Source organism: Pseudolabrys sp. Root1462 (genome assembly GCF_001426945.1).
In the GTDB taxonomy this organism is placed as follows: Bacteria; Pseudomonadota; Alphaproteobacteria; order Rhizobiales; family Xanthobacteraceae; genus Pseudolabrys.
The window spans coordinates 277,585-298,041 of record NZ_LMFS01000004.1 but is presented as its reverse complement, the minus strand read 5'-3'; the positions used below and the strand labels follow the sequence as shown (position 1 = coordinate 298,041).

Here is a 20,457-nt window from a genome sequence, read left to right as displayed (position 1 = left end):
CGGCGACGCGCCAGGCGCCGTTCATAGCACAGGTCCCGGCGGCGGACGGCCGTCCGGTACCGGACACGGGTCTTGGATTCGGCTGCGGCGCGCACATATCTCCCCTGCGCCGGGCGCGCGATAGGAGTTGGCGATGGGACCGTTCTCGCTGCTGTTCAACCTGCTCTGGATCGTCTTCGGCGGTTTCTGGATGGCGGTCGGCTGGGCCGTCGCCGGCGTGATCATGGCGATCACCATCATCGGCCTGCCTTGGGCGCGAGCCGCCTTCACCATCGCGGCTTACACGCTGCTGCCGTTCGGGCAGCGCGCCGTTTCTCGTGACGCGTATTTCGGTCAGGAAGACATCGGCACGGGTCCGCTCGGCCTCCTCGGCAACGTGATCTGGTTCGTGCTGGCCGGCTGGTGGCTGGCGCTCGGTCATCTCGTCACTGCGCTGCTGCTCGCGGTCACCATCGTCGGCATTCCGTTCGCCTGGGCGCATCTCAAGCTCGCTGGTCTCGCGCTGTGGCCGATCGGCAAGGTCATCGTTCCGGCCTGACGCGCGGTCCGGAACCGCACGATCAATCCGCGAAACCAAAGCCGGCGTTTCCGCATTACTCTTCAAGAGGGCGAGCGGAGACAGCATCATGCAAATCGAACCTGAAATCTCGTTCCATCGCTGCGAGCCGTCCGATGCCGTCAAGGACGCGATCGGCCGCCACATCGATAATCTCGAACGCATCTACGGCCGCATGACGACCTGCCGGGTTCGTATCGACCAGCTCAACCAGAACGCTGCCGGCACAATGCCGCCGGTGGTGCGGATCGAGATTTCGCTGCCCGGTCGCAAGGACATCGTGGTGGCGCACGGAACCGGCCATCTGCAACGCAAGTTTCAGTCGCCGGACGTGCACAACGCAGTCAATGAAGCTTTCCGCATCGCGGAGCAACGGCTGGCGCAGGTCAAGGACATCGTGACCGATCATCAGCAGGTCCGGACGCACGAGGCAGCGCATGAATTTCGCGGCCAGATCGCGGAGATGCATCCCGATGAGGACCACGGCTTCGTCATGACCGCCGAGGGCGGCCTGCTTTACTTCCATCGCAACAGCCTGCTGACCGGCGAATTCGACGCGCTGCGCCGCGGCGACGGCGTGACGTACGTTGCCGGCGAAGGCGACACCGGCCCGACCGCCAGCAAGGTGCGGGTGCTCGAACGCGCTTGACCGCGCAAGGCACGCATGGTCGAAGTGCGCCGATGGCAAGGAAACCCGACAAGACCGTTCAGCTCGCCGAGCTTCAGCGTCAGCGCGACGAACTCGAGGCGGCGATCGAAATCATGATCGCCGATATGGCCGAGCAGCCCGAAGCCTCGCGTCGCCAGGGCGTCTGGGCGGAGAACGGCGCTTCGACGCTGCGCTATCTCGAGCTCACCACGCGGCTGAGCGATATTGAGCAGGACATCGTCGATCTGACGCGGACGATGGCGGCAGCGGCCGACGAAGACGGCCGGCCGCACTGATCGCCTGCAAGAGCCTCACGCCTTGGCGGCGGCGATTTCGGCGAGCGCGCCGTTGAGCGCAGCCGAGGCGCGGTACAGCGGCACATAGCCGCGCAGCAGAATCTGCGCCGAGCGCTTGTAGGCGGCGCGCGTGATTTTTGTTTCGCCGTGCGCGTGCGTGCCTTCGATGGTCGCGGAGAGAATGCCGGCGGGATTTTCGATATCGACGGTGGCTTCGGACGGTGTCGCCCCGAGCGCCGGCAGGCCGCGCGCCAGTTCGTGCGCCACGGTGCCGGGGATGAGACAGGCCGCGGCGAGACAGCAGCCGCCGGTCACCGCCATGGTGGCGTGGCCTTCCTGCGGCGTGAAGTAGCGCGTCGAGATGTTGCCGCCGTTCACGGCCGGACCGACGATGCAGACTTTCGGGATCGTCTCGCTGTTGGCGAGTTCGTCCGCGGTCATCGGCTTGCCGCCCTTGCCCTTGAGGCCCATCTTCAGGCCGGCCTCGATCCACAGAGTGCGCAGCGCGTTGAAGAAGGTGGCGTCGCCACGTAGGGCCTTCACGTCTTCCGTGCCGGTCTTGCCGAATTCGGACGCGCGCGCGATCACCATCGGCACCGCGACATCGACGCAGGACACGGTGTAGGCGCCGAATTTGTCCGTGACATTGCCGGTCGGCAGCGCCTTGCCGGTCTTGGCGCCGACCGGATTGGCGATGAACAGATCGACGCCGGGAAACGCGCCGTCGACGCCGGGAATTTCCGTCATGGCGAAACCGTCGCCGTCGAGCGCGACGCGGCCGGTCATCACCGTCTTGGTGTTGGTGTTGAAGATCTCGACTTCGCCGCTGCCGTCGAGCTGGCGCGGCAGGAATTTCTGATCGATCGCCCAGAACGGCAGCGCCGCCGACATGTTCCCGCAGTTCACGCTCCAGTCGACCTCGGCCTTGCCGTGCGCCAGTTGCGCCAGCGTCGAGACGATGCGCGGCGCGCCGTCGGGCTTTTGTTCGAACGCGGCGAAGAACGCCTTGTTGCTCGTCGGATAGCCGCGCCCGAGCCCGGTGATCTGCTTGGCGTCGCTGCTGGTGCCTTGCAGCGGCAGGCCCATCAGATGGCGCAGCAGTTCCTCGCGCAGCGCGACGTCTTTGGGCGCGGCGCGGTCCCAGATGACGAGGCCGGTCGAGGTGCCGCCGCGCACGTGAAGAACCGGAAATTCCCAGGTGCCGTCGTTGAAACGCGGCAGGGCGGCGGCGGCGATGGGGGCTGCGTAATTGATGGCATGCTCCTTCGGCGGACGGCGTGGAGGCCTGAGGCGGTATGCCTAAACCCGCGCAGCGGCTGTGTCCATCTGTCGCAGGTTTGATTTTTATGCGCCGCTAACGGCCGATTTTCTCGGCAAGCGCCTTTCGGAAAGCGCGCTCGCGCTTGAGATGCCACTCGCGGCTCATCGCCTCCGCCTTGGTGGCGAAGCTTTCGGAGTGCAGAAGCTGCCACAGGCGCCCGCGGGTCGAGCGCGCGCCCTTGCCGGCATTGTGCTGGGCGACCCGGCGCTCGATATCGTTGGTCCAGCCGACGTAGGTCAGGACGCGATCGTTGCTGCGGCAACCGAGAACGTACACGTAGGCGGACATCAGCCCAGCCTACACGATTCGAAATTGGAAATTACTGAACGCCGGACCAGCGTGAGCTGAAGCTGCCGACCGGCACCACCGGCTGCGCGCCCGTCAGAGAACTGTTGTTGTTGGCGGGCGGCGCTGCGGAATAGGCAGTGCGAAGCTGCGGTGTTTCGTTTGCCGCCGGCTTCTCGATCGTCGCCACGCGCGGCTTTGCGGCCGGTTCGCTCTGCGCCACCTGCGGTTTGCTGGCGGGCGCCTGCGCCTTCGGCGCGGCATTGGCGGTGCGGACCGCAGCCGGCTTGGCGGTCTGACGCGGTGCTGGCTTTGGCGCGGGAACGGCTGTCGCCATGGCGGACGCTCCCGCCTCGGCGGCCTTCGAGTCGCCGAAGAGGCTGCCCAGGAGACCCTTGGCAGCCGACGGAGTGGCAGCCGGTTCGGCGGCCGCCGGGGCGCTCGCCAGTTGCACCTGCGGCTCGGCCGGCTCCGCCTGGACCGGCTTCGGCACGCTCACCAAAGTGGCGGGGATCGGCTGGTTGTCGCCGCGCGGCAGCGCGCCGGGCGCCGTCGCGACCAAGATCGGACGGCCCTTGGCGTCGTAGCCTTCCTGGGTGCCGAGCTTCTCGGCGAATACCTGGTTCATGCCGCCGTCGATGCCGGTGCGGAACGGCACGGTGGCGACGCCCTGCGCGATGTAATGCGCCATCTGGGTCTGTTCCTGACGGCGATGCTCGAGCACGGCGTCGGCGATGTTCTTGTCGAGTTCATAGGCCGGGCACTTGCCGGCGGCATTGAACTTCAGCGGCCTGCCTTCGGCATCGGTCGTCGCCGGATCGAACACATAGCGCTTCTCGCACACCGCGACCTTCGGCTCCTGACGCGTGACCTCGAAGTTGTCGTAGCCTTCCTTCAGCATCTTCCAGAACGCGAAGTTCGGATTGTTGCGATGCTTGGCCATGTTCAGCGCGGTCATGCGGAACGGAAAGGCCTGCAGCTGGAATGCGCGCTGGCCGCCGTGGAAAGACTCGCGCGCCAACGCATAGATTTCCTGGATCTGTTCGTCGGTCATCGCGTAGCAGCCGCGCGACGAGCAGTCGCCATGCACCATCAGCTCCGAGCCGGTGTAACCGTGCGAACGGTCATAGGCATTGGGGAAGCCGGTGTTGAACGCGAGATAGTAGCTCGAAGCCGGATTCATCTGACCCGGCGTGATCGTATAGAAGCCTTCCGGCGCCTGGCGGTCGCCTTCCTTCTTCTTCGGACCGAGGTCGCCGGACCAGCGGCAGATCGGATAGGTCTTGAGCAGCGCGTACTGGCCGTCGCGGGTTTGCTTCCAGACTTCCATCTCCGCTTCTTCCTTGAAGATGCGGGCGAGGATCGGCGAGCCGGTATCCATGTTCTTGGACGCGATGTCCGAAACCATGGCCGACGACAGCGGGGCCGCGGCGCGGCTGTTGGGCGCAAGATCGTCGGGATTGCAGGCAGCAAGCGCCATGGCCGCAGAAAGAGCGGCGGCCGCCATCACGGCGCGTACGAAGCGTGCAGTCAAAACGGTACTCCCCGGGGGCAGGCCCCATACGAATATGGTTAGCCAGAAGATATGGCATCTGCAAGGCAATCCGGCGTCGCAGGCTTCTGCGCTAACCCTATGGTGAATCTGGCCTAAAGCCCGGAGACAGGCGTTTTTGATGCCGGATAGGGGCGGTCGCGGCGGGGCCACGGCCGGGCAGGGCCGGGCCGGTACGTCAGCCGGCCGAACGCGCCGGAATCCGGCCCATGGCCAGGAATTTGTCGCGGCGCGCCTTGCGCACGGCGTCGCGATCCAGGCCGCGCAATTCAGCAAATGCGGCGGCGATGGCATCGGCGGTCGAGGCGATGGCCTCGCGCGGGTCGCGGTGCGCCCCGCCGGTCGGCTCCGGCACAATGGTGTCGATGACGCCAAAGCGGACCATGTCCTGCGCCGTGATCTTCATGTTGGTCGCAGCTTCCTGGGCCTTGGTGGAATCGCGCCACAGGATCGACGCCGCGCCTTCCGGCGAAATCACGCTGTAGATCGCGTGTTCGAGCATCAGCACTTTGTTGGCGGTGGCGAGCGCAATCGCGCCGCCCGACCCGCCTTCGCCGAGAATGACCGCGACATTCGGCACCGTGAGGCCGAGACAAACGTCGGTCGAGCGCGCGATGGCTTCGGCCTGACCGCGCTCTTCAGCGCCGATGCCTGGATAAGCGCCGGCGGTGTCGACCAGCGACAGCACCGGAATGCCGAAACGATCGGCCATTTCCATCAGCCGCACCGCTTTGCGATAGCCTTCCGGGCGGGCCATGCCGAAATTGTGCTTGAGGCGGCTTTCGGTGTCGCTGCCTTTCTCGTGACCGAGGATGCAGATGCTTTCACCGCGGAAGCGGCCGAAGCCGGCAACGATCGCCGCGTCATCGCCGAACTTGCGATCGCCGGCGAGGGGCACGAAGTCCGTGATCATATTGTTGATGTAGTCGAGGCAGTGCGGACGCTGAGGGTGGCGCGCGACCTGAGTTTTCTGCCATGGCGTCAGGCCGCTGTAGAGCTCCTTGAGCGCCTGTGCGGCCTTGCCCTCGATCTTGCCGATTTCCTCGGTGACGGAGACGGCATTGTCGGTTGCCGCCAGCGCGCGCAGTTCCTCGACCTTGGCCTCAAGCTCGGCCACCGGTTTTTCGAAGTCGAGATAGCTGCGCATGAGGTCCGGATATTTCGCTGAAAAATCGGGGAAACCGGCGGGCCGGTCACGGTGGGCCAACTGACCCATAGTGGGGCGTTAGTCAAGCGAGGGCGATCATGCCCTCCAATTCCTTAATGATTACCGGCCAATACCACCCGCCCGCCTTACCGGGATTTAACGGTGAACGCGCTTTAACCGTGGATACCGGGGTCATTTTTGCCCGGCCTTAAGATCGCGGCCCTCACTGTCCCGGCCGAGGCAAGGGACAGGGGATCCATGTCGGTCGTCGATAGTCGTTACACCGTTCAAGGCTGGATTGCCGGAGCCCGTGCGGCGCTGAAACGCGACCGCGCGTATGCGCGCGGCGATCTTGCGACCTTTGAGGTCACCGACGTCCTGGCCGTGCCGCAAGCCGCATGGGCGGACCTTGCCGTGCGCGCGATCGAAGCCAACGCATTCTATCATCCGGCCTGGGCGCGCGCCGTCGCACGCCACGTCAAAGGTCAGATCGGCATGCGGGCGTTGCTGGCCTGGGAAAGCCCGGCGCGCCGACGCCTCATCGGGCTGATGCTGGTTGCCCCGGCGTGGAATTGTCTGCGACTGCCGCTGCCGTTCTTTGTCGGCTGGTACGCCTATGGTCCGCTGACGACGCCGCTGCTCGATCGCGATCAGCCGGAAGCCGCCGGACGGGCCTTGATGGCGGCCGCACGCAAGGCCGGCGCTTACGCCGTGATGCTGCCGGCGATGGCGCAGGATGGCCCGGCGGCAACGGCGCTGCGCAGCGCGGTCGAAGGCTTCGGGGTCGCGCCGCGCGTTTTCGATATGCATGAGCGCGCGCGTCTCGACGCCACGCAAGGTGAAGACGATGCCATCGCCGCTCTCGGTTCGAAGAAGCTGAAAGAACTGCGCCGGCAGCGCAACCGCCTCGCCGACAACGGCGAAGTCAAATTCCGTATCGCCGCGCCGGGCGCGGAGGCCGAAGCCGCGCTCGAATCGTTCCTGGCGCTGGAAGCCGCCGGCTGGAAGGGCGCGGCGGGCACCGCACTGGCCGCGAAGGAAGGCGACATCGCCTTCATGAGGGAAGCCTTGCCGGCGATGGTGCGCGACGGCGCCGCCCAGATTGCGACGCTGGCCAGCGGCGACAAGGTCGTGGCCGCCGGCGTGCTGATCCGGCATCTGCGCCGCGCCTATTTCTTCAAGATCGCTTACGACGAGGGCGCGGCCAAGATGTCGCCCGGCGTGCAACTCACGCTCGACATCACGCGCGCGATGTGCGCCGACGGGCAAATCGACAGCGTCGATTCAACCGCGATCGCCAACCACCCGATGATCGATCACATCTGGCGCGACCGCCAGCCGATCGGCGACCTGCTGTTACCGACCCAACCGGGCGCCGCGGCGCTCGCGCTCTTTGCCGCCCTGATTGAAACACGGCGCACGCTGCGCAACGCCGCGCGCGCCCTCTATCGCCGCTTGCGCAAGCTGAAAGGATGAACTCCATGACCGCCGCCACCGCCACGATCGAGCCCGTCGATCACGCCGCCTTTGCCGCCAATTTTCCGATGCAGCCGTTCTCGCTGCGTCATCAACTGGCCGGCAATCCGCTGTTCACGCTGCCGAAGGTCGTCGATCTGGTGCGTCATTTGCCGGCCGACTCGATCGAATACAATTCGGGCGATGCCTCCATCGGTCAGGATGCCAGCAAGACGAAATTCATCGATCTCGACCCCGAAGAGGTGGTGCGCAGCATCGAGACCGCCGGCGCCTGGATGGTGCTCAAGCGCGTCGAGCAGCACCCGGCCTATCGCGCCGTAATCGAGGATTGCCTCAACGCGCTGGCTCGCGCGCATGGTCACGCCGATCTCGAAGCCGCCGGCTTCGAAGATCTCCGCGGCTTCATGTTCGTGTCGTCGCCGAACGCCACAACGCCGTTCCACGTCGATGCCGAGGACAACATTTTCGTCCATATCCACGGCGAGAAATTCTTCACCATCTGCGACAACCGCGACGGTTCGGTGGTTACGGACGACGCCATCGAGCATTCGCTGACCAAGCATCGCAACGTCAGCTACAGCGCCGATTTCGAAACGAAGTCGAAGTGCTATGCGCTGAACCCGGGCGATGGCGTGTTCGTGCCGTATCTGTGGCCGCACTGGGTGCGCACCGGCTCGCAATATTCGATCTCGATGGCGGTGACCTGGAAGACCAAGGCGGTGATGCGCAAGAACGACGTGTTCGTCGTCAACTCGCTGCTGCGCCGTATCGGTTTCCCGCAGGCCGCGCCCGGCCGCAACCCGGCGCTCGACACCGTAAAGCTGGCGCTGTTCCGTAGCGTCAAGGCCGTGGTCGATCCGCTGCGCAAGAGCCTCGCGATGCGGGCGCTGATCCGCAAGCTCGTGCTCGGCCGCAACGCCAACTACTACATGAAGCCCAAGCAGGCGGCGTAGGCTCAGACGTCGCCGTTCGCGCTGCTACTCATCCGCCAGCGGGTGCAGGTCGCGCACCATGCTCTTGAGCCGCTCTTCGAGCACGTGGGTATAGATCTGCGTGGTCGAGATGTCGGCGTGGCCGAGCAGCGTCTGCACGACGCGCAGATCGGCGCCGTTATGCAGCAGGTGACTGGCGAAGGCGTGCCGCAGCACGTGCGGCGACAGCTGCGACGGGATGAGCCCGCAGGCCGCGCCGAGCGCCTTCAGTTCGCGCGCGAAATGCTGACGCGTGATGTGGCCCTGTTCGCCGAACGAGGGGAACAGCCACTTCGACGGCGCGGCTTTCTTCGGATCTTTCGTCGCCGCGTCGGCGCGCAGCGCCAGATACTCGCCCATCGCGCGCTTGGCCGCGCCACCCACCGGCACCAGCCGTTCCTTGTTGCCCTTGCCGCGCACCACCAGCATCTGTTGCTGCGGCCGCGCCGCGGACGCGGGCAAAGCCACGAGTTCGGAGACGCGCAGGCCGGTCGCATAGACGACTTCGAGCAGACACAGCAGGCGCGACGCGCGCAGCCGCGCGGCTATCGGCTGCTCGGTGTTCTCGGCATTGGCGCGCGCCTGCGTCAGCAGCCGGTCGACATCGGCGATCGATAAAATCTTGGGCAGGGTCTTGCCGCGCTTCGGACCCTCGAGCACCGCGGCGGGATCGTCGCCGCGTTTTCCTTCGGCATAAAGGAAACGATAGAGCTGCCGCGTCGCCGACAACCGGCGCGCCAGCGACGAGGCGGCAAAGCCGCGGTCGTCGAGGCTCTTGAGGAAGCCGCGCAGATCGTCGGTGCCGGCCTTGCCGACCGAGGTGCCGGCGGCGCGCAGATGCGCGGCGAGATCGGTGAGGTCGTTGCGATAGGCCGCCAGCGTATTCTCGCCGGCGCCTCGCTCGGCCGCCTGCATGTCGAGGAACAGTTCGATCAGGGAGTCGTCGCTCGGCCGGGCTGCTGCCATGATGGCGCTCGCCGGGTTACTTCGGCTGCTTGAAGAATTTGTCGGGCGGCACCGTCACGACGATCTCGCGCGGCTGGTACTTGATGAAATTGGCGAGCGAAAATACGGCCACGTAACCCAGCCCGGCGATGAAGCCGACGATGACAATGAATCGGAACAGGCTCGGCATGGTCGCTACCCGGCTCGCGTCCCCGCGATACGCCCCAAATCAGTACGCAATGTCACGCTGAACGACCACGTTCCGGAACCTCTGGCAAGCCGTTAACAAGCCCGTTAACCAGCCAGGCAGTCGCAGTTGTGTCATTTGCTGCTATATGGAACCGTTGCGTCGTTCCGGAACTCTATCATGGTTGACAGCGCCGTCCAAAAGCCCGCGGAAAGCGTGCTCGACCCTGCCGTACAGGCGGGGATCGCGCGCGCCCTGGGCGCGCGGTCGCTGGTGCTGGTGGGGATGATGGGCGCCGGTAAATCCTCGGTCGGCCGCCGGCTGGCGACCCGGCTCGGCCTCGGCTTCATCGACGCCGATACCGAAATCGAGACCGCAGCGGGCATGACCATTCCCGAGATCTTCGCCCGGCACGGCGAGCCCTATTTCCGCGCCGGCGAGGCCCGCGTCATCGCCCGTCTGCTCGATCACGGGCCGCAGGTGCTGGCGACCGGCGGCGGCGCGGTGATGGATCCGCGCACCCGCGATCTGATCCGCTCCAAGGGTATCTCGATCTGGCTGAAGGCCGATCTCGACGTCCTCAGCAAGCGCACCAAGCGGCGCACCGGCGACCGGCCGCTCGCCGACCGCATCAGGGAGCTGTTGCCGCTGCGCGAACCGATCTATGCCTTGTCCGACATCGTCGTGCAGTCGCGCGACGAACCGCACGAAGTCATCGTCGAAGAGATCATCGCCGAGTTGCCGAAGCATCTGGGCCTGGAGTTCAAGTCATGACCGCGCCGCTGCGCCAGCCTGCATCGGGCGAGACCATCGTGCCGGTCGCGCTTGGCGATCGCGCCTACGATATCGTCATCGGCCGCGACGCCATTGTGACGCTCGGCAGCCGCATCAAGACGCTGCGTCCCGGCGCCCGGGTCGCGATCCTGACCGACGACAATGTCGCGGCGACGCATCTCGCCCGGGTCACCGATATTCTCAAAGCCAGCGGCATCGAATCGACGCCGATCGTCGTCAAGCCGGGCGAGAGCTCGAAGGGCTACGCCACGTTCGAGACGGTCTGCGAGGCGATCATCGCGGCGCGCATCGAGCGCAGCGACCTCATCGTCGCGCTCGGCGGCGGCGTCATCGGCGATCTCGCCGGCTTTGCCGCGGCCAGCGTGCGGCGCGGACTCGATTTCGTTCAGGTGCCGACGTCGCTGCTGGCGCAGGTCGATTCCTCGGTCGGCGGCAAGACCGGCATCAATTCGCGGCAGGGCAAGAATCTGATCGGCGCGTTCCATCAGCCGATCCTTGTGATCGCCGACACCGCGGTGCTCGACACCTTGCCGGCGCGCGAGTTCCGCGCCGGCTACGCCGAGGTCGCCAAATACGGCCTGCTCGGCGATGCCGATTTCTTCGCCTGGCTCGAAACCAACTGGCGCGACGTGTTCGCCGGCGGCGCAGCGCGCGAACATGCCATCGCCGTGTCGTGCCGCGCCAAGGCGGCGATCGTCGCCCGCGACGAGCGCGAGACCGGCGACCGCGCGCTGCTTAATCTCGGTCACACCTTCGGCCATGCTTTCGAAGCCGGCGCCGGCTTTTCGCAGCGGCTGCTGCACGGCGAGGCTGTTTCGCTCGGCTGCGTGCTGGCTTACGAGTTCTCGGAGCGCCAGGGTCTGGTCGGCGGCAATAGTGTCGCACGCGTGCGCGCGCATCTTGCCGATGCCGGCCTGCCGACCAAGATAAGCGATGTGCAAGGCGGAACGCCCGACGTCGACCGGCTGATGGAGTTGATCGCGCAGGACAAGAAGGTCAAGCGCGGCAAGCTCACCTTCATTCTGGTGCGCGGCGTCGGTCAGGCCTTCGTCGCCAACGATGTCGATCCCGCGGCGATCCGCGCCTTCCTGGCCGACAAGCGGGCATCATGAGCGGCGCATTCCTCAATCTGCTGCTGGCGTTCCTGCTGCTCGCGGCCAACGCCTTCTATGTCGCGGCCGAATTCGCGCTGGTGAAGAGCCGCGGCTTCCGCGTCGATGCCATGGTTGAGGAGCAACGTTTCGCCGCGCCGCTCGTCAAGAAGATTCTCGGCAATATCGAAGCCTACCTCGCCTGCTGCCAACTCGGCATCACCATGGCCTCGCTCGGTCTCGGCTGGGTCGGCGAGCCGACCGTGGCCGCGCTGCTGACGCCGGTGCTCGAGCCGCTCGGCATGCCGGAGAAGGCGGTGCATTTGACCGCCTTCATCGTCGGCTTCCTGTTGTTCTCGTCGCTGCACATCGTCGTCGGCGAACAGGTGCCGAAGACTCTGGCGATCCGCGAACCCGAGCCGGTATCGCTGTGGGTCGCCTATCCGCTGCACGCATCCTTCATCGCCTTTTATCCGCTGAACTGGATGCTCAACGCGGTGTCGCGCTGGATTCTGCGGCTGCTCGGCGTCAAGGAGGCGGTGCCGCACGACGTGTTGAGCGATGTCGAGCTCGAAGGCCTGGTTGCGACCTCCGCCGAATACGGCAAGCTGGAAGAGGGCCAGGCCGAATATATTCAGAACGTGTTTCGCGTCGGCGAGCTCGCGGTGTCGGATGTGATGATCCACCGCACCAACATGGTCACGCTCAACGCCGATGAAAAAGCCGAAGATGTCGTCAATGCGGTCATCGCGTCGCCTGTGACGCGCATTCCCCTGTGGCGCGGCAACCCGGAGAATATCATCGGTATTCTGCACGTCCGCGATTTGCTGCGCGCGCTGCACGCGGTCGACGGCGACGCCGCCAAGGTCGATATCGCGTCGCTGCTGACGCCGCCGTGGTACGTGCCGGATACGCGTCCGGTTGCCGAACAACTCAAGGCGTTCCGCCGCCGCAGGACGCCGTTCGCGCTGGTCGTCGACGAGTACGGCGAAGTCGAAGGCTTGGTCACGCTCGAGGATATTCTCGAGGAGATCGTCGGCGACATCACGGACGAGCACGACGTGGCGATGCCCGGCGTCCGCCGTCAGCCCGATGGCTCAGTCAATGTTGATGGCGCCGTGCCGATCCGCGACCTGAACCGTGTCATGGACTGGAATTTGCCAGACGAGGAAGCGACGACCATCGCAGGCCTTGTCATTCACGAGGCGCGCACCATTCCGGAAGTCGGGCAGAGCTTCACGTTCCACGGCTTTCGGTTCCGCGTGCTGCGCCGCGCGCGCAATCGCATCACCGCGCTGCGCATCCAGCCCTTGTCGCGGGCGCAGCCGGCCGAGTAATCAACGACTGGTGGACGGTCAGCCTTCGCCCGGCGCCTGGGTATGAAGAGCGAGCGCGTGCACGCCGCCTTCTAATTCATCCGAAAGTATCGCGTTGACCAGCCGATGACGGTCGACGCGGGTCTTGCCGGCGAAGGCTTTCGCCACGATATACACCCTGAAGTGGGTCTGCCCGCCTGGGCGGTGGCCGGCATGGCCTTCATGCTGGTGGGATTCATCCACTACCTTCACGCTGTCCGGAGCCAGCGCTTCGGTCAGCTTCTTTTCAATCCGGTCGGCGGTACGCAGATCGTCGATGGGCATGGCACGCAGTTAGGCAACCGGATGGCTTCGGTCAATGGCGTCTCGGCGCCGAATCGGCCCTGCCATACCGTTGTCAAGACTTGCGAGCATTCTCGAAAAGAGCGCATAACGTTCGGTCATGAAAACTACCTCCTCGATTTTCGATAGCATTCGCGTCAAGCCGGACAAGGATCGTCGCGTCAAGAACGACGGTCCGACCTGCCAATGGGCGAATTGCAAGGACAAGGCGACCAACAAGGCGCCGAAAGGTCCGAACACGTCCGGCTATTGGCATTACTGCCTCAAGCACGCGCGCGAATATAACCAGAACTACAATTTCTTCGCCGGCATGGCCGATGACGCCGTGCTCGCCTACCAGAAGGACGCTCTGACCGGCCATCGTCCGACCTGGAAGATGGGCACCGGCAAGAAAGGCCGCGTCAAGCCGGACCTTTCCGCCCTGGGTCCCGACGGCGATCCCTTGGGTATCTTCAGTGACGGTGCGCGGTCCGAACAGAAGGTCCGCAAGGAAGCCCGCGTCATCCGCAACGCGGAACGCAAGGCATTTGAGGCACTCAGTCTCGAGGTCAGCGCCACGCGGGCTCAGGTTTCCGCCCGCTACAAGGATCTGGTCAAGCGTCACCACCCCGACGCCAATGGCGGCGACCGGTCGACCGAGGACCGGCTCATTGAAATCATTCAGGCTTATAAGTATCTCAAGTCTGTGGGTATGGGCTAAGCGCCTGAGGCGCGGCCCTTATTCCGGCCTAACAGCCTGAAATCGTAGCGCTTTGGAGCTATGCCGTGTCGGGGGTCGCGGGTGCTTCCGCTTCGCCCCGGCTTTCTGGTAGTTTGGCGCGTCACAATCCTGAAAAAGCCTCATCCCGGCGAAAATGTGCGGCCCCGCGCCGTTCCGGGGCCACGGAGTAGCAATGGCAACCGCAGTTCAAGAACCCGCCAATCTGCCCGATCTGAAGGTGTCCGTCCGACAGCTCTTCGGTATCGACAGCGACATGGAAGTTCCGGCCTATTCCAAGACCGATGAACATGTCCCGGACATCGATCCGGATTATCGTTTTGACCGCCCGACGACCCTGGCGATCCTCGCCGGTTTCGCGCGCAACCGACGCGTGATCGTCACCGGCTACCACGGCACCGGCAAGTCGACCCACATCGAACAGGTCGCGGCGCGGCTCAATTGGCCGATGGTGCGCGTCAACCTCGACAGCCACATCAGCCGTATCGACCTCATCGGCAAGGACGCCATCGTGCTCAAGGATGGCCAGCAGGTCACCGAATTCCGGGACGGCATCCTGCCCTGGGCCTATCAGCACAATGTCGCGATCTGCTTCGACGAATACGACGCCGGCCGTCCGGACGTGATGTTCGTGATCCAGCGCGTGCTGGAATCCTCGGGCCGGCTGACGCTGCTCGATCAGAGCCGCGTGATCAAGCCTCACCCTGCATTCAGATTGTTCGCGACCGCCAATACCATCGGTCTCGGCGATACCTCGGGCCTCTATCACGGCACGCAGCAGATCAATCAGGCGCAGATGGACCGCTGGAATCTGGTCACGACGCTGAACTATCTGCCGCACGATAACGAAGTGGAGATCGTTCTCGCCAAGGCCAAGCACTTCCGCAACGAGAAGGGTCGCGATGTCGTGAGCAAGATGGTGCGCGTCGCCGATCTGACGCGTAACGCCTTCATGAACGGCGATCTGTCGACCGTGATGAGCCCGCGTACGGTGATCACCTGGGCGGAGAACACCGACATTTTCCAGGACATCGGCTTCGCCTTCCGCCTGACGTTCCTCAACAAATGCGACGAACTCGAGCGGCCGATCGTCGCCGAGTTCTATCAGCGCTGTTTCGGCGTCGAGCTGCCGGAATCGTCGGTGAACGTGGCGCTCTCCTGATCTGTCATTCCGGGCCGCGAACGAAGTTCGCGGCCCGGAATCCAGACGTTTACTCAGGAGTTGTTTTCCGGATTCCGGGTTCGCGTGCTGCGTAGGCGCCCCGGAATGACGAAGAAGAGACAATGGCCTCGAACAGCAAAACAAAGCCGTCCCCCAAGGATTCCCCCACCGAGCCATTCAAGCGCTCGGTGGCCGGTGCGCTGCGTGCTATCGCGCGCACGCCGGATCTGGAAATCGCCTATGCGGCCGAGCGTCCCGGTCTCATCGGCGGCAAGGTTCGGCTGCCGGAGCCGCCGCGCAAGCTGACGCGCGCCGAGGCCGCTATTGTCCGCGGAAACGCCGATTCGATCGCGCTCAAGCTCGCCTGTCATGACGTCGCGATGCATCGCAAGCTGCAGCCGCAGGGCCAGCAGGCGCGCGCCGTGTTCGAGGCCGTCGAGCAGGCTCGCGTCGAAGCGATCGGCTCGCGCCGGATGGACGGCGTGGCGCTGAACCTGACGGCGATGCTCGACGACCGCTATACCCGCGCCAAATTCGATCAGATATCTCAGCGCGCCGACGCGCCGATCGAGGAAGCTTTGGCCTTGATGGTGCGCGAGCGTCTCACCGGATTGGCGCCGCCGCCGGCCGCGAAAAAACTCGTCGATCTATGGCGGCCGCTGATCGAGGAACGCGCCGGCGAAGACCTCAATCGCCTGGAAAACGTCATCGAGAACCAGCGCAAGTTCAGCGACGCCGTGCACGATCTGCTCGACTCGCTTGAAATGGGCGAGGATCGTTCTTCCGAGAGCGAAGACGAAGACGAGGGCGACGAGGAAGAGCAGAAGAACCAGGAATCCGGCGACGACGGCGAATCGGCCGAGTCCGACGAAGATCAGAGCATGTCGTCGGAAGACACCGAGATGTCGACCGAGGATATGCCGGACGATGCCTCAGAGGCCGCCGAGGCGGCGACCGCCGACATGGCCGACGAGAGCGAACTTGGCGATGCCGAGACGCCCGGCGAGCCGCAGCGTCCGCGCCAGTACGGCCAGAACGAGCCGCGCGGCCCGGACTATCGCGCCTTCACCATGAAGTTCGACGAGACGATCGCCGCCGAGGATCTGTGCGAGCCGGAAGAGCTCGACCGGCTGCGCGGCTATCTCGACAAGCAGTTGTCGAGCCTGCAGGGCGTCGTCGCGCGCCTGGCCAACCGCCTGCAGCGCCGGCTGATGGCGCAGCAGAGCCGGTCATGGGACTTCGACCTCGAGGAAGGTATCCTCGATCCGGCGCGGTTGACGCGCGTCATCATGGATCCGATGCATGCTTTGTCCTTCAAGTGGGAGAAGGACACCGAATTCCGCGACACCGTGGTGACTTTGCTGCTCGACAATTCCGGTTCGATGCGCGGCCGGCCGATCACGGTCGCCGCCACCTGCGCCGATATTCTGGCGCGGACGCTGGAGCGCTGCGGCGTCAAGGTTGAAATCCTCGGCTTCACGACGCGCGCCTGGAAGGGCGGGCAGTCGCGCGAGCACTGGCTCTCGGCCGGCAAGCCCGCCAATCCGGGGCGCCTCAACGATCTGCGTCACATCATCTACAAGTCGGCCGACGCGCCGTGGCGGCGCGCGCGCAAGAATCTCGGTCTGATGATGCGCGAAGGCCTGCTCAAGGAAAACATCGACGGTGAGGCGCTCGACTGGGCGCACAAGCGCCTGCTGGCGCGCACCGAACAGCGCAAGATCCTGATGATGATCTCGGACGGCGCGCCGGTCGACGATTCGACGCTCTCGGTCAACCCGGGCAACTATCTGGAACGTCATCTGCGCTGGGTCATCGAAGAGATCGAGACGCGCTCGCCGGTCGAACTCATCGCCATCGGCATCGGTCACGACGTCACGCGCTACTATCGCCGTGCCGTCACCATCGTCGATGCCGAGGAGTTGGGCGGCGCGATGACCGAGAAGCTGGCCGAACTGTTCGCCGAGGGCGCGACCGCTGCTCCGACGCCGCGCCGCCCGCGCCGCCGGGTGGCGTGACGTCCCTGGCGTTGCCGGGTTTACCGAAGCGCAGGCGACCATGAAGTTCAGCCGCCGCACCTTCATCTTTGCCGCGCTCATCGCCGGCGTCACAGCCGTCGCCGGCACCTGGGCGCTGGCCGGCGGGCCGCGTTTTGCTACCGAGCCGACGGCGGTCCAGATCCGCGCGACGCCAATCGCCTCGTTCGACAACAGCGATCCGACACGCGTGCGTTTCGGCGCGCTCGAGTTTCGCGGCGGCCTGGCGCTGACCTCCGACTTCGCCGCGTTCGGCGGCATTTCCGGGCTCCATGTCGATGCCGACGGCGCCCACATTCTCGCCGTCACCGACAATGGCTCATGGCTCAAGGCCCGCATGGTGTACCGCGACGGCCGCCTCGACGGTCTCGCCGATGCCGAGATGGCGCCGCTGCTCGGCGAGAATGGCAAGCCGCTGGCGATGCAGCGCGCCTACGATTCGGAGTCGCTCGCGCAGATCGGCGACGCTTTCTATGTCGGCATCGAGCGCATCGAACGCATCGAGCGCTTCGCCGCCAGGGGCGGTTTTGCCGCGCGCGGCAACGCGATCGCGACGCCGCCGGATTTCAAGTCCTTCAAATTCAACAAGAGCCTCGAATGCCTGGCTTCGCCGCCGCCGGGTCAGCCTTACGCCGGCAAGCTCATCGCCGTCACCGAGGAAAGTCTGGACGAGGCCGGCAATCACCGGTCCTTCGTGCTCGATCCGGCGGCGCGCAACGCGGCCGGGACCCTGCGTTTCACGGTGAAGCGCAGCGACGACTTCGATATCAGTGATTGCACCATCCTGCCGCCGGGCGATCTGTTGCTGCTCGAGCGCAGCTATTCGCCGCTGCGCGGCGTGGCCATGCGCATCCGGCGTGTGCCGGTGACCGACATCAAGGAAGGCGCCGTCGTCGATGGCCCGGTTCTCATCAAGGCCGATCTCGGCTACCAGATCGACAACATGGAAGGCGTCGCGGTCACCCGCAATGCTGCCGGCGAGACCATCATCACGCTGGTGTCGGACGACAACTTCTCGGCCATCCAGCGCAATATCATGCTGCAGTTCGCGCTCGTCGAATAACCGTCGCGCGGTTACGGCGCCTTGGCCCCGACCATGCCGTTCACGCGATCGACGAGGCTGCCGACGATGAATGGCTTGGCGATCAACTCCATGCCCGGCTCGAGCGATTCGGGGCCGACCTGCAGGTTGTAGGCATAGGCCGTCATGAACAGGATCTTGAGGTTCGGCCGGACCACCCTGGCGGCATCGGCGAGCTGCCTGCCATTGAGGCCGCCCGGCAGGCCGACGTCCGTGACGAGAATGTCGATGCAGTCTTCCGACTGCAGATATTTGAGGCCGGTCGCGGCTTCAGCGGCTTCGATCGTCCGGTAGCCGCAGTCGCGTAACGCATCGACGACGATGGCGCGGACCGCGGCTTCGTCTTCCACCACCAACACCGTGCCGACATTGTCGGCTCGAACGGCTGTCTCGCCGGCGGCGGCGCCGTCCAGTTGCTGTTCGGGCGCCTGGCTGCGCGGCAGATAGAGACGGACCGCCGTGCCGCGGCCTTCCTCGCTGTCGATTTCGACGAAGCCGCCGGACTGCTGCAGGAAACCGTAGATCATCGAGAGGCCGAGGCCGGTGCCCTGGCCGATCGGCTTGGTGGTGAAGAACGGCTCGAAGGCTTTTTCCCTGACGTCCGCAGACATGCCGTGGCCGGTGTCGGTCACCGTGATCATGACGAAGGCGCCGGGGCCGCCGCCGCGCAGCCGCCGCGCCTTGATGCCGTCGACAAACGTATTGGCGGTGCCGATCGTGAGACGGCCGCCATCGGGCATCGCGTCGCGCGCGTTGATGGCGAGATTGAGCAGGGCGTTTTCCAGCTGGTTGGCGTCGCACCGCGCATACCAGAGATCGGGCGCAGCATTCATCTCGAGATCGATCGACTCGCCGATGGAACGGCGGACAAGCTCCACCATGTCGCCGACGAGTTCGTTGACGTTGATGATCTTGGGATCGAGCGGTTGCCGGCGCGAGAAGGCGAGCAGCCGCTGGGTCAGCGCGGCGGCGCGGTGCGCGGCGGACGAAGCCGCCGCCGCGTAACGGTCGACGTCGGTGCGACGGCCTTCGTTCGCGCGCCGCTTCATCATCTCGAGGGAGCCGATGATGCCGGTCAGCAGGTTGTTGAAGTCGTGCGCGATGCCGCCGGTGAGCTGCCCAACGGCTTCCATCTTCTGCGCCTGCCGCAATGCGTCTTCGGCGGCGGCCAGGGCCGCGGCATTTTCCTTCTGCTCGGTGATGTCGCGGCCGTAGCTGTAGACCTGGTCTTGCTCCGTCGAGGTGTGCCACGAGAACCAGCGCGGCTTGCCGTCGACTCCGACAAGCCGGTTCTCGAAGGCCGTGAGATCGGCGTCGTAGGTTGCGCGGCTGAAGGCGTCGATCGACGCTTTCAGATCGTCGGGAAAGATGAAGTCGTGGAAATGGCGGCCGACCACGTTCTCGATGGAGTGGCCGAGAATGCGCGTCCAGGCGGGGCTGACCGAGCGGAAGACTCCTTCGGCGTCGGTCACGACCATGAGATCGCGCGAATTGGACCAGATGCGATCGGCGCGCCGACGCTCGGACCGCAACGTCTCGACATTGGCGAGCGCACCGCCGACCTGCCCGGACACCAGCCGCGCGATGTCGAAGACTTCGATGTCGCCGCGGCGATGCGGGTTGAGGCCGAACACCAGTGAGCCGCGACTGCGTTGCCCGATCGCGCCGGAGATCGGAACGATGAGCGCTTCGGTCGGCGGACGCTTCCACGCGCCGGCCGGACAGGGCAGATCACTCGGCAGGTTGATCTTGTGAATGGCGTCCGAGACGCGCTCGAATGGCCAGGGGTGCGCCAGCAGAGGCTCGGCGTCGGTGCTGCAGGCTCGGGCCTCGTCCGGCAGGTACAGCAGCGCGAATGGAAAGTCGCGGCGGTTGGAATTGAGCACCGCGCGGACGGCGTCCACCACGGCTTGCCGGTCGGCCGCGCCGACCAGCTCCATGCTCAATTGCCGCAGCATGTCGATGCGTCGATCGGCGATGACACTTTCGGTGTCCTCGCTGACGACGCACAGCAAACCGTCGACCGCGCCTTGGGGGCCGTACAGCGGGCTGTAGGAGAAGCTGTGATAGGTTTCTTCCGGATAGCCGCTGCGTTCGAGCAGGAGCAGCAGCGACTTGTTCCAGGTCGCCTCGCCGGCGCGCACGCGCTCCACCTGATCGGCAACGTCGTCGTAGACTTCCGCCCAGACTTCACGGAACGGCTTACCCAGCATCTTCGGATGCTTGAGGCCGAGCGTCGGGATGTAGGCGTCGTTATAGAAGAAGCAGAGTTCGGGTCCCCAGCCGAGCCACATTTCGAAGCGGGACGTCAGCAGCATCTTCAGCGGGATCTTGAGGGCGTCCGGCCAGCTCTCGGGCGAGCCCAGCGGCGTGCTGGCCCAATCCCACTGCCGCATCAGACGTGCCATTTCGCTGTCGCCGGGGAAAATCTCCGCGAGATTGTCGGCTTCCTGGCGCATGCGTTCCTGCAACTCGGTACGGTCAGCCAAAACGCGAGTCCGAGCGCGAAAGTTCCAACTAGGTAATTTGCT

The 20,457-nt window shown here is 65.2% G+C and carries 20 protein-coding genes; 12 read left to right on the top strand and 8 right to left on the bottom strand.

What is annotated here, in order from left to right:
- Positions 1–133 precede the first annotated feature (133 nt).
- The 3 genes from ASD45_RS22265 (at position 134) to ASD45_RS22255 (ending at position 1,501) form a co-directional block, all read left to right on the top strand.
- Entirely contained in the window at positions 134–538 is a 405-nt protein-coding gene (locus ASD45_RS22265) for a YccF domain-containing protein (protein WP_056913888.1), read from the top strand.
- An 88-nt stretch (positions 539–626) separates the two neighbouring features.
- The gene (locus ASD45_RS22260; RefSeq protein WP_056913887.1) at positions 627–1,205 is read left to right on the top strand and encodes an HPF/RaiA family ribosome-associated protein; all 579 of its coding nucleotides are present in this window, start codon (positions 627–629) and stop codon (positions 1,203–1,205) included.
- A 32-nt stretch (positions 1,206–1,237) separates the two neighbouring features.
- Positions 1,238–1,501: a hypothetical protein gene (locus tag ASD45_RS22255; protein ID WP_056913886.1), complete on the top strand. Its 264-nt coding sequence runs from the start codon at positions 1,238–1,240 to the stop codon at positions 1,499–1,501.
- A 15-nt stretch (positions 1,502–1,516) separates the two neighbouring features.
- Here the strand turns inward: ASD45_RS22255 and ASD45_RS22250 are convergent, their stop codons facing one another.
- The 4 genes from ASD45_RS22250 to ASD45_RS22235 all read right to left on the bottom strand — a co-directional run bounded on the left by ASD45_RS22250 (position 1,517) and on the right by ASD45_RS22235 (position 5,806).
- On the bottom strand, positions 1,517–2,677 hold the full coding sequence (locus ASD45_RS22250) for a PrpF domain-containing protein (protein ID WP_082541121.1): 1,161 nt from the start codon (positions 2,675–2,677) through the stop codon (positions 1,517–1,519).
- A 178-nt stretch (positions 2,678–2,855) separates the two neighbouring features.
- Entirely contained in the window at positions 2,856–3,110 is a 255-nt protein-coding gene (locus ASD45_RS22245; protein ID WP_056913884.1) for a GIY-YIG nuclease family protein, read from the bottom strand.
- Between the two features lie 31 nt (positions 3,111–3,141).
- Entirely contained in the window at positions 3,142–4,641 is a 1,500-nt protein-coding gene (locus tag ASD45_RS22240; protein ID WP_082541120.1) for a L,D-transpeptidase family protein, read from the bottom strand.
- 196 nt (positions 4,642–4,837) lie between these two features.
- Positions 4,838–5,806, bottom strand: coding sequence for an acetyl-CoA carboxylase carboxyltransferase subunit alpha (locus ASD45_RS22235; RefSeq protein ID WP_056913882.1), 969 nt, complete (start codon positions 5,804–5,806; stop codon positions 4,838–4,840).
- A gap of 258 nt (positions 5,807–6,064) precedes the next feature.
- Between ASD45_RS22235 and ASD45_RS22230 the strand changes: the two genes are divergently transcribed.
- Entirely contained in the window at positions 6,065–7,282 is a 1,218-nt protein-coding gene (locus ASD45_RS22230) for a GNAT family N-acetyltransferase (RefSeq protein WP_082541119.1), read from the top strand.
- A gap of 5 nt (positions 7,283–7,287) precedes the next feature.
- On the top strand, positions 7,288–8,235 hold the full coding sequence (locus ASD45_RS22225) for a cupin-like domain-containing protein (protein WP_056913998.1): 948 nt from the start codon (positions 7,288–7,290) through the stop codon (positions 8,233–8,235).
- A gap of 24 nt (positions 8,236–8,259) precedes the next feature.
- On the opposite strand, the gene ASD45_RS22220 is transcribed toward ASD45_RS22225, so the two are convergent.
- Positions 8,260–9,219, bottom strand: a complete 960-nt coding sequence (locus ASD45_RS22220; RefSeq protein ID WP_056913881.1) for a site-specific tyrosine recombinase XerD — start codon at positions 9,217–9,219, stop codon at positions 8,260–8,262.
- A 16-nt stretch (positions 9,220–9,235) separates the two neighbouring features.
- Entirely contained in the window at positions 9,236–9,388 is a 153-nt protein-coding gene (locus ASD45_RS22215; RefSeq protein ID WP_056913880.1) for a hypothetical protein, read from the bottom strand.
- A 177-nt stretch (positions 9,389–9,565) separates the two neighbouring features.
- Here ASD45_RS22215 and ASD45_RS22210 point away from each other — a divergent pair, with 177 nt between their 5' ends.
- The 3 genes from ASD45_RS22210 to ASD45_RS22200 are packed head-to-tail and all read left to right on the top strand — an operon-like array spanning position 9,566 to position 12,608.
- Entirely contained in the window at positions 9,566–10,159 is a 594-nt protein-coding gene (locus ASD45_RS22210) for a shikimate kinase (RefSeq protein WP_056913879.1), read from the top strand.
- Positions 10,156–11,292, top strand: coding sequence for a 3-dehydroquinate synthase (aroB, locus tag ASD45_RS22205; RefSeq protein ID WP_056913878.1), 1,137 nt, complete (start codon positions 10,156–10,158; stop codon positions 11,290–11,292). Before ASD45_RS22210 ends, aroB begins: the two co-directional genes overlap by 4 nt.
- On the top strand, positions 11,289–12,608 hold the full coding sequence (locus ASD45_RS22200) for a hemolysin family protein (RefSeq protein ID WP_056913877.1): 1,320 nt from the start codon (positions 11,289–11,291) through the stop codon (positions 12,606–12,608). Before aroB ends, ASD45_RS22200 begins: the two co-directional genes overlap by 4 nt.
- Positions 12,609–12,626: 18 nt before the next feature.
- Here the strand turns inward: ASD45_RS22200 and ASD45_RS22195 are convergent, their stop codons facing one another.
- Entirely contained in the window at positions 12,627–12,911 is a 285-nt protein-coding gene (locus ASD45_RS22195) for a BolA family protein (protein WP_056913876.1), read from the bottom strand.
- 118 nt (positions 12,912–13,029) lie between these two features.
- On the opposite strand from ASD45_RS22195, the gene ASD45_RS22190 reads away from it, so the two are divergent.
- The 4 genes from ASD45_RS22190 (at position 13,030) to ASD45_RS22175 (ending at position 17,908) form a co-directional block, all read left to right on the top strand.
- Positions 13,030–13,629 (top strand): J domain-containing protein, encoded by a 600-nt coding sequence (locus tag ASD45_RS22190; protein ID WP_056913875.1) that lies wholly within the window; start codon positions 13,030–13,032, stop codon positions 13,627–13,629.
- 193 nt (positions 13,630–13,822) lie between these two features.
- Positions 13,823–14,809: a cobaltochelatase subunit CobS gene (cobS, locus tag ASD45_RS22185; protein WP_056913874.1), complete on the top strand. Its 987-nt coding sequence runs from the start codon at positions 13,823–13,825 to the stop codon at positions 14,807–14,809.
- Positions 14,810–14,931: 122 nt separating this feature from the next.
- Positions 14,932–16,827, top strand: a complete 1,896-nt coding sequence (gene cobT, locus ASD45_RS22180; RefSeq protein ID WP_056913873.1) for a cobaltochelatase subunit CobT — start codon at positions 14,932–14,934, stop codon at positions 16,825–16,827.
- A 40-nt stretch (positions 16,828–16,867) separates the two neighbouring features.
- Positions 16,868–17,908 carry an esterase-like activity of phytase family protein gene (locus tag ASD45_RS22175; RefSeq protein ID WP_056913872.1) on the top strand — a complete coding sequence of 347 codons (1,041 nt, stop codon included), beginning with the start codon at positions 16,868–16,870 and terminating at the stop codon, positions 17,906–17,908.
- A gap of 11 nt (positions 17,909–17,919) precedes the next feature.
- Here the strand turns inward: ASD45_RS22175 and ASD45_RS22170 are convergent, their stop codons facing one another.
- A complete protein-coding gene (locus ASD45_RS22170; protein WP_244485618.1) occupies positions 17,920–20,415 on the bottom strand; it encodes a PAS domain-containing protein in 2,496 nt (831 codons plus the stop codon).
- Between the last annotated feature and the right edge of the window lie 42 nt (positions 20,416–20,457).

Bases quoted from the DNA above. Each gene is read 5' to 3' on its own strand.
- ASD45_RS22265 (WP_056913888.1), top strand. From the start codon at position 134: ATGGGACCGTTCTCGCTGCTGTTCAACCTGCTCTGGATCGTCTTCGGC.
- ASD45_RS22260 (WP_056913887.1), top strand. From the start codon at position 627: ATGCAAATCGAACCTGAAATCTCGTTCCATCGCTGCGAGCCGTCCGAT.
- ASD45_RS22255 (WP_056913886.1), top strand. From the start codon at position 1,238: ATGGCAAGGAAACCCGACAAGACCGTTCAGCTCGCCGAGCTTCAGCGT.
- ASD45_RS22245 (WP_056913884.1), bottom strand. From the start codon at position 3,110: ATGTCCGCCTACGTGTACGTTCTCGGTTGCCGCAGCAACGATCGCGTC.
- ASD45_RS22235 (WP_056913882.1), bottom strand. From the start codon at position 5,806: ATGCGCAGCTATCTCGACTTCGAAAAACCGGTGGCCGAGCTTGAGGCC.
- ASD45_RS22230 (WP_082541119.1), top strand. From the start codon at position 6,065: ATGTCGGTCGTCGATAGTCGTTACACCGTTCAAGGCTGGATTGCCGGA.
- ASD45_RS22225 (WP_056913998.1), top strand. From the start codon at position 7,288: ATGACCGCCGCCACCGCCACGATCGAGCCCGTCGATCACGCCGCCTTT.
- ASD45_RS22220 (WP_056913881.1), bottom strand. From the start codon at position 9,219: ATGGCAGCAGCCCGGCCGAGCGACGACTCCCTGATCGAACTGTTCCTC.
- ASD45_RS22215 (WP_056913880.1), bottom strand. From the start codon at position 9,388: ATGCCGAGCCTGTTCCGATTCATTGTCATCGTCGGCTTCATCGCCGGG.
- ASD45_RS22210 (WP_056913879.1), top strand. From the start codon at position 9,566: ATGGTTGACAGCGCCGTCCAAAAGCCCGCGGAAAGCGTGCTCGACCCT.
- aroB (WP_056913878.1), top strand. From the start codon at position 10,156: ATGACCGCGCCGCTGCGCCAGCCTGCATCGGGCGAGACCATCGTGCCG.
- ASD45_RS22200 (WP_056913877.1), top strand. From the start codon at position 11,289: ATGAGCGGCGCATTCCTCAATCTGCTGCTGGCGTTCCTGCTGCTCGCG.
- ASD45_RS22195 (WP_056913876.1), bottom strand. From the start codon at position 12,911: ATGCCCATCGACGATCTGCGTACCGCCGACCGGATTGAAAAGAAGCTG.
- ASD45_RS22190 (WP_056913875.1), top strand. From the start codon at position 13,030: ATGAAAACTACCTCCTCGATTTTCGATAGCATTCGCGTCAAGCCGGAC.
- cobS (WP_056913874.1), top strand. From the start codon at position 13,823: ATGGCAACCGCAGTTCAAGAACCCGCCAATCTGCCCGATCTGAAGGTG.
- cobT (WP_056913873.1), top strand. From the start codon at position 14,932: ATGGCCTCGAACAGCAAAACAAAGCCGTCCCCCAAGGATTCCCCCACC.
- ASD45_RS22175 (WP_056913872.1), top strand. From the start codon at position 16,868: ATGAAGTTCAGCCGCCGCACCTTCATCTTTGCCGCGCTCATCGCCGGC.